Source organism: Paenibacillus sp. D51F (genome assembly GCF_053345695.1).
On the sequence record NZ_JBKFAO010000006.1, the window covers coordinates 214753 to 226869 of the forward strand.

General features: G+C 55.9%; 9 protein-coding genes. All 9 read left to right on the plus strand.

Translation table 11 applies throughout. The features are described 5' to 3' along the window. Positions 1 to 49 precede the first annotated feature (49 nt). The 9 genes from ACLBWT_RS13365 (at position 50) to ACLBWT_RS13405 (ending at position 11783) form a co-directional block, all read left to right on the plus strand. Positions 50 to 943 (plus strand): carbohydrate ABC transporter permease, encoded by an 894-nt coding sequence (locus ACLBWT_RS13365; protein ID WP_447663595.1) that lies wholly within the window; start codon positions 50 to 52, stop codon positions 941 to 943. 15 nt (positions 944 to 958) lie between these two features. Continuing rightward, positions 959 to 1786: a carbohydrate ABC transporter permease gene (locus tag ACLBWT_RS13370; protein WP_447663596.1), complete on the plus strand. Its 828-nt coding sequence runs from the start codon at positions 959 to 961 to the stop codon at positions 1784 to 1786. Positions 1787 to 2176: 390 nt separating this feature from the next. After that, positions 2177 to 3994 (plus strand): cache domain-containing sensor histidine kinase, encoded by a 1818-nt coding sequence (locus ACLBWT_RS13375; RefSeq protein ID WP_447663597.1) that lies wholly within the window; start codon positions 2177 to 2179, stop codon positions 3992 to 3994. A 3-nt stretch (positions 3995 to 3997) separates the two neighbouring features. Next, positions 3998 to 5197, plus strand: coding sequence for a response regulator transcription factor (locus ACLBWT_RS13380; RefSeq protein WP_447663598.1), 1200 nt, complete (start codon positions 3998 to 4000; stop codon positions 5195 to 5197). Positions 5198 to 5799: 602 nt separating this feature from the next. Then, entirely contained in the window at positions 5800 to 7518 is a 1719-nt protein-coding gene (locus ACLBWT_RS13385) for a peptide ABC transporter substrate-binding protein (protein WP_447663599.1), read from the plus strand. A 135-nt stretch (positions 7519 to 7653) separates the two neighbouring features. Then, on the plus strand, positions 7654 to 8577 hold the full coding sequence (locus ACLBWT_RS13390; protein WP_447663600.1) for an ABC transporter permease: 924 nt from the start codon (positions 7654 to 7656) through the stop codon (positions 8575 to 8577). Between the two features lie 7 nt (positions 8578 to 8584). Then, positions 8585 to 9526, plus strand: a complete 942-nt coding sequence (locus ACLBWT_RS13395; protein WP_447663601.1) for an ABC transporter permease — start codon at positions 8585 to 8587, stop codon at positions 9524 to 9526. 293 nt (positions 9527 to 9819) lie between these two features. Next, a complete protein-coding gene (locus ACLBWT_RS13400) occupies positions 9820 to 10797 on the plus strand; it encodes an ABC transporter ATP-binding protein (RefSeq protein ID WP_447663602.1) in 978 nt (325 codons plus the stop codon). Between the two features lie 14 nt (positions 10798 to 10811). Beyond that, a complete protein-coding gene (locus tag ACLBWT_RS13405) occupies positions 10812 to 11783 on the plus strand; it encodes an ABC transporter ATP-binding protein (protein ID WP_447663603.1) in 972 nt (323 codons plus the stop codon). The last annotated feature ends 334 nt before the right edge of the window (positions 11784 to 12117 follow it).

Sequence of the window (12117 nt, forward strand, 5' to 3'; positions counted from 1 at the left end):
CCCGTCCTTGTCTGCTTCATGCGAAAGATAGAAAAGGAGTGAGAAAACCATGAATGTACTCAAGGTGCCGGCGCGTACAATCGCCCTATTCGTGCTGCCTTGTCTGCTGCTGTATATCTGCATGGTATTCGTGCCGATCCTGTATTCCGTCTACAACAGCACGTTCCAGTGGGACGGAATCAATCCGGTGAAGACCTTCATCGGATTGGACAACTACCAGAAAATCCTGTTCGACGATCCCTATTTCTGGCCGTCCGTGCGCCGTACGCTGATGTATTCCGTCTTCTCCATGGCGGAGATTCCGGTCTGCCTGTTCGTCGCCATCCTCATCAACCGTTATGTCAAAAAAGGCAACTCGCTCGTATCCATCTACTTCCTGCCGGTCATCCTCTCGGTCGTCATCATCGGCCAGCTGTGGAAGACGATCTACAATCCGCTCGACATGGGCGGCATGGTCAACGGCATCCTGCATTCCATGGGCCTGGACTCCCATATGAAAGCCTGGCTGAGCGCGCCGAAGGTCGCCATGTACTGCCTGTACATCGTCTCCTTGTGGCAATATTTCGGCTACCATCTGCTCATCCAATTCACGGGCGTGCAGAACATCCCGGACGACATCTACGAAGCGGCGCGCATCGACGGAGCGGACGGCTTCAAGGCGGACCGCTACATCACGCTGCCGCTCATCATGCCGGTATTCAAAATCTCCATCGTACTGGCGTTCATCGGCTCGCTGCAGGCGTTCGACCTCATCATGGTCATGACGGGCGGAGGTCCGGCCCATGCGACCGACGTCATCTCCACGCTGATGTACAACAACACGTTCCTGTCCGGCAAATACGGCTATGGAAGCGCCCTGGCCATCATGCTGGTCGCGATTTGCCTGATCTTCACCGTCCTCATCAACATCATTTTCAAACGCATCGAGAATAAGGTAAGCTAGGGAGGAGAACCATCCATGAATGCCATCAAAAAATGGATCGTCTATCTTCTTCTGGCGGTCCTTGTCGTCACTCAAGTCTATCCTCTGCTCTGGCTGGTCTTGTATTCCTTCAAGACCAACGAGGAGATACTGGGAGGCAGCTTCTTCGCCCTTCCGCATTCTCCCCGCTTCGAGAACTACGCGGAAGCATTCCGCGCGGGACACTATTTGCGCTCGCTGGGCAACAGCGTTTTCGTCACCGTCGTGACGATGATTTGCGTCATTGTGCTGTCGTCGATGGTCGCTTACGCCATCTCCCGCTTCAAGTGGAAGCTGGCGCCGATCGCGCTGCTTGTATTCATGCTCGGCCTGATGATTCCGATGCAGGCGACGCTGCTGCCGCTGATGTCGATCTTCAAGCAGATTCCATTCATGGCCAACACGTTCTGGATGCTGATCCTACCGTATATCGCGTTCCAGACGCCGATCGCCGTGTTCATCCTCAGCGGCTTCATGAAAGGCATCCCGCATGAAATCGAGGAGTCGGCGTTCATGGACGGCGCGAGCGTCCTGCGGATCTTCCGCAGCGTCATCCTGCCGATCTCAGTGCCTCCGATCATGACGGTCTGCATCCTGACGTTCATCAACATCTGGAACGAATACATCCTGGCCTTCACCTTCATCTCCAAAGAGAAGCTGCAGACGCTGCCGTTCGGCGTCAACAGCTTCGTGAGCCAATATTCCACCAACTACGGCAACATCGGCGCTTTCCTGGTAATGGGAGCCCTGCCGGTCATCCTGATCTACTTCATTCTTTCGGAGCGCATTACGAAGGGCATGGTGGCTGGGGCGGTCAAAGGGTAATTGGATGCGCCACTTGTTTGCAGGCGAATCGTTTTGCGGGCGAACTGTTTTGCTGGCGAATTGCTTTGCCGGCATATCGCTCCGCGTGCGGATCATGCCTCCAATCGCTGTTAAAGACCAGATTTCTTGAATCTATCCCCTGAGAGGAAAAATCCGGTCTTTAAAGGCGAGCGCTGATTTCCGGCATGATTCCGCCCGCTCCGCTTGCCGCGCATCCAGCGGTTCGACAGCTTCGCCTCCATGCTTGAAGGAGGGGGGCTTCGGCCGGCGCGGCCTGCGCTCAATCAAATACAAAGTAGGCCTCGAATCTCCGAGGCCAGACAAGCCCCGCCCGTGAATGGTTTTCGCGGACGGGGATTTGTCATGATAGGAGAAAGGAGCTGTGCCGGCATGAAAAAGGGGAGCAGCTCGTTCCAAACCTGGTTGTTCATCGTTCTCCTGGGCTGCATGACCGGCATGGTGCTGATCGTCAGCCTGCTGTTCTACAACCGGACGACGGAGCAGCTGAGGACCAAGATCCATGATCTATCGTCCCGAAATGTCTCCCAGACGATCGGGCTGTTCGACCTGCTGGACAAGGGCTATGACAGCCTCTCCCGAGCCATCGGCAACAACTTCGAGATGGCGCGCCTGCTGAAGGCCAATCCCGTCACATCCAAGCAGCAGTATGCGCTGGAGCAGGCGATCAACAACATCATCGGAACGAACTTCTTTTCCCGGGAAGATCTCATCGGCATCCATGTCATGACAAAGAAGGGGAAGGTGTACAACTACAGCAATTATGTCAATGACACCGTTCCCGGCTTCGCTGAGACCGACTGGCAGCGCCGCATCATGGACGCCTCGGGAAGGATCGTCTGGCTCGGCATCTACCCTTCATCGATCATCGACCGCAACGAGACCCGGCCGGTGCTGGCCTTCGGACGGGAGCTGTTCGACCTCGACGAGCGCAAGCACATCGGCATCGTGTTGTACGAGAGCAGTCCAGCTCCCATCCTCGAGGCGCTCCAGAATCTTAAGCTCAGTCCCAACAGCCAGGTCTACTTGCTGGATGAGCATGGCAGGCTGGTCAGCGCCACGGACGGCGCCGAGACGCTGCCGGCTATCGCTTCGGTGCCGCGTCCCGAGACAGTAGGCCAATCGCAGGTCTATACCCGCAGCAGCCGGCTGGTGACGTCCTCCCGACTTCCGTTTGCCGACTGGACCGCCGTCACCGTCACCCCGCAGAAGGATCTCAATGTCGAGCTGGTGCAGATGCGGCGTTATCTCATCGTCGTGGGGCTTATACTCATCCTGGTCTCCATCGTCGTCGCCTCTATCCTCTCCAACACCATCTCCTCCCCGCTCAAGCGGGTAATCAGGGAAATGAAGCGGGTCGAGCTCGGCAATTTCCAAGGACAGGTCCAAGTCCGGAGCTACCGGGAAATCAATTCGCTGGCCGGCTCCTTCAATGAAATGGTGCGGAAGATCGATCAGCTCGTCGAGCGGGTCAAGATCAGCTCGATGAGCGAGAAAAACGCGGAGCTGCTGGCGCTTCAGTCCCAGGTCAATCCCCATTTCCTGTACAATACGCTCGACATGATCTATTGGATGCTCGACGAGAAGGAAGAGGATCATCTCGGCGAGGTCGTGCTGTCCCTCTCCCGCATGTTCCGCTACAGCAGCCATTGGGAGCAGGGTGCGCTGGTGACGCTGGGCGAGGAGCTGGAGCAGATCCGCGATTATCTGACCATCATTACGATCCGGTTCGAAGGCAGGGTCTCGGTGAAAATGGAGGTTCTGCCCGAATATCTTTCGGTTCCGCTGCCGAAAATGACGCTGCAGCCGATTATCGAGAATGCCGTCAAGCACGGACTGGAGCCGCTTGGCGGCGAAGGATGCCTGGTCATCACCGCCGGCAGCCAGGAGGGGCGTCTGACGATTACGGTGAAGGATAACGGAGCCGGGATGGATGCTGCCGCGCTGGCCATGCTCAGAGCCTCTCTCGACAGCGAGATCAACGCTCCGGGAAGCGTCTTGGAGCCGGGGATCAAGCGCAAGGGCGGCATAGGCCTTCCGAACGTGCACCGCCGCCTGATCCACACATTCGGACCGGAATATGGACTGCGCCTTAGCAGCGAGAGAGACGAGGGAACGACAGCTTCCATCACGCTCCCGCTTCCGCCGCGCCAGGCGCCGGTTATCCCGTTACCCAAGAAGGAGGAGTGACTCATGCATATTCTGGTCGCCGACGATGAGAGCATCATCCGGACAGGGGTGAGACGGACGCTGGAGCAGGCCCGGCCCGGATATACGATCCACTTGGCCGATTCCGCTGATCAAGCGGCGAAGCTGCTTACGGAGCATCCCATCGATATCGTGCTGACGGACATCCTGATGCCCGGCATGAACGGTCTGGAGTTCATGCAGCTGTCGAGAGCGAAGCATCCCGGAATCAAATGGGTCGTCATTTCGGCTCATTCGGAATTCTCCTATGCGCAGAAGGCGGTGCAGCTGGGGGCGAAGGACTATCTGTTGAAGCCGATCGGAAAAAAGCGGCTCGTCGAGCTCCTGGAAGAGCTGGAGGCGGAGCTGGGCCGGGAGCGGTCGGAGGTCAAGCAAAGCGAGCTGTTGCGGACGAATTTGAAATATTTGCGGGAAGGCATGTTCCAAAGGCTGGCTGCAGGCCATGATATCGGAAACCTGGACATCGGGCCGCTCATGGACCGGTATCCGGAATTCTATCTCGTCGTCGTCCGTTTGGAAGCGGGCAGCCGCGATGCGGGGCTGGAGCATTTCATCGTGGACAATGTGTTCTCCGAGCTGATCGGCCGTTACGGCGAAGGTTTCGTCGTCAGCTACGACCGGCTGACGCTGATCGGACTCGCTTCCGTAGAGACAGAAGACGCGTGTGCCCAGCTGATCGCTTCGCTGCGGGGATATTTGGGCCATTACCTGAAGCTTCCCTTCCGCATAGCAAGCAGCGGCCTCATGAAAGAGATCCGCTCCGTTCCGGATACGATCATGAAGCTGGCTCGCCAGACGTCCGATACCGCAGCCGGACAGGAGGAGGCGGTCCGGATCAAGGGAGGCAGCGACAACAAGGCGATTGAAGTCGCGCTCCAGTATATTGAGGCGCATTATAAGGAAGAAACTCTTTCGCTCGAGAGGATCGCTTCCGTCGTTTACCTCAATCCGGTCTACTTCAGCCAGTTGTTCAAGCAGAAGACCGGGCAGGGCTTCAAGGATTACATCATCGGGCTGAGGCTGGAGGAAGCCAAGCTGCTGCTCCGGGAATCGGATCTGAAGCTCGCGGATATCGCGGAGCGGATCGGGTACCAGGACATGAGGCATTTCACGCAAGTATTCCGCAAGAGATTCATGCAGACGCCTACGGAATATCGGACCCGCAAGAAGCTGGAACAACGGTAACTGTTCATAGCTGACATGGACGTGGCACCTAATTAGGCTTCCCGCCTCTCCAAGAGGTCCGGGGTGCCTATTTATGTCAAAGGCGAATCGGGATCTGGAAGGAAGTGTGGGAAACGGCAATCCTCCAGGGGAACCATGTATATAGAAGGAAGGGCAGGTGAGAATAGGACTGCGGCGGGATTGGAAACGGCCGAAGGGCTCTATCGGGACTACTTGCCGGCTGGTTAGGAAGAGGTCGTTTGCCGGCTGCACAAGCCTGGGACATACAAGAAGAATTCTAAATAAAGATGAGATAATATAAATAAAAATGCAAATTGATTTGCTTAGAGATTGTAAAGAATAGGGCAAGTTTTCCGATAAATCATTTAATCCTTTGCCGCTCCTGTGAATAATACTTTATCAACTAATTGCGTTAATTGAATGAAGCGTCAGTGCGGTGAAATTAACATTGAATAATTATAAGTGTAAAAAATTGAGAATTCTCAGTGAGGCCGAATAAATTTATCAGCCGAAAGAAAATAATGCAAGTTGTTATTCTTACTATGTAATAGTATAATTCATTTATGCTATTCAACCATTAATGTGAGGGGCGTGTAAGGTTAGTGTACAAAAAGACAGGATTGACACTGGCAGCACTGATGATCGCAGGCAGCGTGCTTGCAGCATGCGGCGACGGCAACAATAACAGCAACTCCGGCAACACCGGCGGAGATGCGGCCGGCAACACGGCAACGAACAACGCCGCCAACACCGGCGGAGACGCAGCCGGCAACCTGGCCGCAGATCAAGTCTTCCGCATGAACCTCACTTCCGAGCCTCCTACTTTGGACCCGGCTCTGATGCAGGACAACGTGTCCGGCACGGTTGCGGGCGGCCTGTTCGAAGGCCTGACGAAAACCGACAAGAACGGCGAGATCGTCGGAGGCATGGCCGAGAAGTGGGACGTTTCCGAAGACGGCAAAACGTACACGTTCCACATTCGCCAAGGATCCAAATGGTCCACAGGCAACCCGGTTACAGCGCATGACTTCGAGTTCTCCTGGAAGCGCACCCTGGATCCGAAGGCCGCTACTCCGGCTCCTTACGCTTACCAGCTCTACTACCTGGCCGGCGCTGAAGAGTACAACACGGGCAAAGGCAGCGTAGATGCTGTTGGCGTCAAGGCGATCGACGACAACACGCTGGAAGTCAAGCTGAAAAACCCGACGACTTACTTCCTCAGCCTGCAGACGTTCTACACGTACTTCCCTGTAGATAAAGTCGCAGCCGAGAAGGATCCGAACTGGGCCAACGAAGCGGCAACCTTCTCCAGCAACGGACCGTTCAAACTCGCTGCCTGGAAGCACAACGATTCCGTTGAGCTCGCTCCAAACGACGGCTACTACGGCAAAGCCGACGTGAAGCTGCAAAAAATCCAGTTCTCCATGATCGCGGACTCCAACACCGAGTTCAACAGCTTCAATACGGGCAAGCTCGACTGGGCTGGAGCGCCGACCGGCACGATTCCGCTGCCGCAACTGGCCAAACTCCGTAAAGAGAACGACCCAAGCCTTCAAATCAAGGACACGGCGAACACGTACTTCTACATCTTCAACCAGTCGAAGAAGCCGTTCAACAACGCTAAAGTCCGCAAAGCCCTCTCGATGGCGATCGATCGCCAGCTGCTGATCGACCGCGTCGTATCCGGCGGCCAAAAACCGGCATTCGGCTTCGTACCGCCAAGCATCACCGGCGAATCGAAGAGCTTCCGCGAGGAAACGCAGGACGCTTACTTCAAGGAAGACGTCGCTCAAGCGAAAACGCTGCTTGCCGAAGGTCTGAAAGAAGAAGGCATGGCTTCCTTCCCTGCGACGACGCTGCTCTTCAACACATCCGATGCGCATAAGCAAATCGCTGAAGCTGTAGTCGACATGTGGAAAACGAACCTCGGCATCGAAGTGAAGCCGGAAGTTCAAGAGTGGAAAGTCTTCCTGAAAAACCGTACCGCTCTGAACTACGACATCGCCCGCGCAGGCTGGGGCGCCGACTACAACGATGCCATGACGTTCCTCGACCTGTACGTAACGGGCGGCGGCAACAACGACATCGGCCACAAAAATCCAGAGTTCGACAAGCTGATCAAGGACGCTTATGCTTCCCCGGTTCAAGCGGATCGCGTGAAGATGATGGCGCAAGCTGAAAAAATCCTCATCGAGGACGAAATGGCTGTAATGCCGATCTACTACTACACGAGCTCCGAGCTGGTTAATCCAAAAGTCAAAGACGTTATCATGGATTATGCCGGCAACATCAACTACAACAACGGTTACATCGAGAAATAAGCCATACCGCTGAACAGCTGACAGAGAGAAGAAGGGATCGCGGCTGGAGCCGCCGTCCGGTGCTGGACACCGGACCGTCTCCGGCCGTCCCTTCTTTCTTTGCGGTTGGGCTGGGTAACGAAAAGAGGTGCTGGAATGTTTCGATTCATCGTTCGGAGGCTCATCAATATCGTCATCTCGCTCGTCGTGCTAGCGTCAGCGACGTTTTTCCTGATGAAAGCCGTTCCGGGCAACCCTTTCCTTAACGAAAAAAACTCGCAGGCCACCATTGATGCGATGATGAAATATTACGGTCTGGACAAGCCGTTGTGGCAGCAATACCTGACCTATATGAAAAATCTGTTCCAGGGTGAATTGGGCGAATCGCTCAAAACTCCGGGCCGGATGGTCACCGACATCATCTCCCAATCCTTCGGCAATTCCCTCAAGCTAGGTCTCGTGGCCGTTGTTGTATCCGTCGTCGTCGGCGTGGCGCTCGGCATGATCGCCGCGATGTACAACCGCAAGCTCATCGACAAGGTTGCCGTTTTCATCGCGATTCTCGGAATTTCCATTCCGAACTTCGTCGTCGGTTCTGTCATGCAGTACCTGCTCGGCGTCAAGGTAACCTGGTTCAACGTGGCCGGCCTTGCCGGACCGATGGATTACGTCCTGCCTACGATCGCGCTCTCCGCGCTGCCGATCGCCTTCATCACCCGCTTGACACGCTCCTCCATGCTCGAAGTGCTGACCGCGGACTATATCCGCACAGCCAAGGCAAAGGGACTGTCCCCAGCTCGAATCGTCCTGCGCCACGGCTTGCGCAATGCGATCCTGCCGGTCGTCACCTATCTCGGCCCGATGAGCGCCAACGTCATCACCGGTTCCGTCGTCGTCGAGAAAATCTATGCCATCGCAGGCTTGGGCAAATTCTTCACGGATAGCATCGCGAACCGCGACTACCCGCTGATTATGGGCATCACGCTGTTTTATGCGGTCATTCTCATGGTGGCAAGGTTCCTGGCCGATATCGGCTACGCGCTGGTGGATCCGCGCATGAAGAAGAGCAAAGGAGGCTGATTCCAACATGGATAACACTACTGACCAACGCCGGCCTTTGCCGGATCCGAAAAAGTTCATTCCGCTGAAGAAGCGGGAGAACATCCAGCAGCAGATGGCGCCAAGTTATACGACCTGGAAGCTCGCGATGATGAAGCTGACTTCCAACAAATTCGCCATGGCTGGCGGCGTCGTTCTGGTTCTGCTCATTCTGATGGCCATCTTCGGCCCAAAGATGACCCAATACGACTTCCGCACGACGAGCCTGCTCAATTCTTTCCTGCCTCCTGGAGGCGACCATTACTTCGGCACCGACGACCTCGGACGCGATATATTCGCGCGCAGCTGGAAAGGCGCGCAAATCTCTCTGACCGTGGGCATCATCGCCGCGCTTGCCGACGTCATACTCGGCATCATCATCGGCGGCATCATGGGCTTCTTCGGCGGCAAAGTCGATGAAGTGCTCAACAAGATCACCGAAATCCTTTATTCGATTCCTTACCTGCTCGTCGTTATCCTGCTCGGCGTCGTGCTCGGACAAGGCATGCTCACCATCATCATCGCCCTTAGCGCGACGGGATGGATCAACATGGCCTGGATCGTGCGAGGCCAGATCAAGCAGCTCAAAAATCAGGAATACGTCCTGGCGGCTCAAGCTGTCGGCTCCGGCGGATTCCGCATCCTGTTCAAGCATCTGATTCCGAACACGATGGGTCCTATCATCGTCACGATGACGCTGACCGTTCCAAGCGCGATTTTCGCCGAAGCTTTCCTGAGCTTCCTCGGTCTAGGCGTGCAATCCCCGGCAGCATCATGGGGAACGATGATCAACGATTCGATCGTAAGTTATCAGCTGTATCCTTGGACGCTTCTATTCCCGGCCGGACTTCTCTGTATCGCCATGCTGGCTTTCAACATTTTCGGCGATGGCCTGCGCGATGCATTCGATCCGAAAACCAAGGTGGAATAGGAAGACCCGACTATCGAAAGCTCTGTCTCCGCTGCTGCTGAGACGGGCAGCCGGATGATTTCTATACCCAACAAGAATTTGAATGCCTACTGAGCTCAAGCGCAGAAAGCAGATGAATTCCGCAGAAGCGCAAGCGCTCGCCTTTGAAGACCGGATTTCTACCCTATCAGGGGTTGGAAATTAAAGAAATCCGGGGTTCAACAGCGATCGTAGGAATCATCTGTTTTTGTAGCCGGTTTTCAGCAGACATTCAAACTACTAGCTACCACCGACATGAGGAAGGTGAAACTCTTATGGAACCGATTCTTAAAGTCGACGACCTGCGTGTCTCTTTCCGCGTCCGCGGCGGCGAAGTGCAGGCCGTACGGGGCGTCTCCTTCTCGATGGACAAAGGAGAGGCGCTGGCAATCGTCGGCGAGTCCGGATCAGGCAAGAGCGTCACGGCCCAATCCATTATGCGTCTGATTCCTACGCCTCCGGGCGTTTTCAAGGACGGCTCGATCGTTTTCGAAGGCAGCGACCTGCTGAAGAAGACCGAGAAGCAAATGGAATCCGTACGCGGCCGCGATATCGGTATGATATTCCAGGATCCTATGACATCGCTCAATCCGACGATGACCATCGGCGGACAGATTATCGAAGTGCTGGTCCGCCATCAGAATTTGTCCCGCGGCGACGCCGAGAAGCGCGCCGTCGAAATGCTGCGGATCGTCGGCATTCCGAATCCGGAAGCCCGCGTCAAGCAATATCCGCATGAATTCTCCGGCGGCATGCGCCAGCGCGCGATGATCGCCATCGCGCTGAGCTGCGACCCTACGCTGCTCATCGCCGATGAGCCGACGACCGCTCTCGACGTCACGATTCAGGCTCAGATCCTTCAGGTCATGAAGGACATGCAGGAGAAGCTCGGCACGTCGATCATTCTTATCACTCATGACCTTGGCATCGTAGCCGATATGTGTGATAAAGTTATTGTCATGTATGCCGGACAGGTTGTGGAGCGAGGCGACAAGTTCGAGATCTTTAAAAACCCTCAGCATCCATACACCCAAGGACTCCTGAAATCCTTGCCGCGCATGGATCAGAGAAAAGACGAGCCGCTGATTCCAATCGAAGGCACGCCTCCGGATATGGCCAACCCGCCTCACGGCTGTCCGTTCGCAGCGCGCTGCCCGCACGCGATGGAAGTATGCGTCGAAGTCGATCCGTATATGTTCACGCACAGCCCGACCCATGAATCCAAGTGCTGGCTTCACGCCAAGCCGGAGTAAGGAGGACGAACAGTATGAGCAACAGCAATCATGCGATGCTGGATGTAAACGACCTCAGCAAGTTCTTCGATGTCGGCAAGAACAAGACGCTGAAAGCCGTGAACGGACTGAATCTGTCCATCCGCAAGGGCGAAACGCTCGGCATGGTCGGAGAATCCGGCTGCGGCAAGTCGACGGCCGGACGCACGATCATGCGTCTGTACGAGCCGACCTCCGGATCGGTTAATTTCAACGGCGAGAACATCTACTCGATGAAGGGCGCCAAGCTCAAGGCTCTGCGCCGCGAGATGCAGATGGTGTTCCAGGATCCTTACGCCTCCCTCAATCCACGCTGGACGGTCGAGAACATCATCGCCGAGCCGCTGGATGTGCACGGCCTCACGCCGAGCAAGAAGGAGCGCAAGCTGGCCGTCGAGAGGCTTCTCGACAAGGTCGGCCTGAACCCATCCCATCTGACGCGTTACCCGCATGAATTCTCCGGCGGCCAGCGCCAGCGGATCGGCATCGCCCGCTCGCTCGCGGTGGATCCGAAGTTCATCGTAGCGGACGAGCCGATCTCGGCGCTCGACGTGTCCATCCAGGCTCAGGTCGTCAACCTTCTGCAGAACCTGCAGAAGACGGAAGGCCTGACCTACCTGTTCATCGCTCATGACCTGGCGATGGTCAAGCATATCAGCGACCGGATCGCGGTCATGTATCTCGGCAAGCTGGTGGAAATCGCGGAGAGCGACGATCTGTACGCCGATCCGCGCCATCCGTATACCCAGGCGCTGCTGTCTTCCATTCCGGTGCCGGATCCGGACTTCGAGGCGACCAAGGAGCGCATCGTGCTTCGCGGCGATCTGCCGAGCCCGATCAGCCCTCCGAGCGGCTGCCCGTTCCGTACACGCTGCCCGGCAGCTACGGAGCGCTGCGCGGCCGAAGTTCCAGAGCTGCGCCAAGTCGGTTCGAACCCTGGCCATCTGGCTGCTTGCCATTATGCTTAATGCTTTTTAGATCGATCGAGAACCTCTGGTGTCCTATGCGGATGCCGGAGGTTTTTTATGCTTTGATTCGAAAAGCGAATAGGAGATGAAGGGGAATCCATGGCTTGCGGAATGGGGCTGCCATATATTCGGAATGGTTGAACGCGGCTCTGCCTCGCGTCATTAACGGGAGCAAGCCCCGGCTGGAGCGTTGGTGGAATTCCTTGATCTCCATTTCAAAAAGGTGGATTTGTTCGTAGGTCATACTGCTCTCTCCTTTATTCGGGTTATATGATGGTCGCTCTCCCGCTCTGTACTTCCTTATCTTAGGAGCTTCAAGTGACAACAGTCTGTC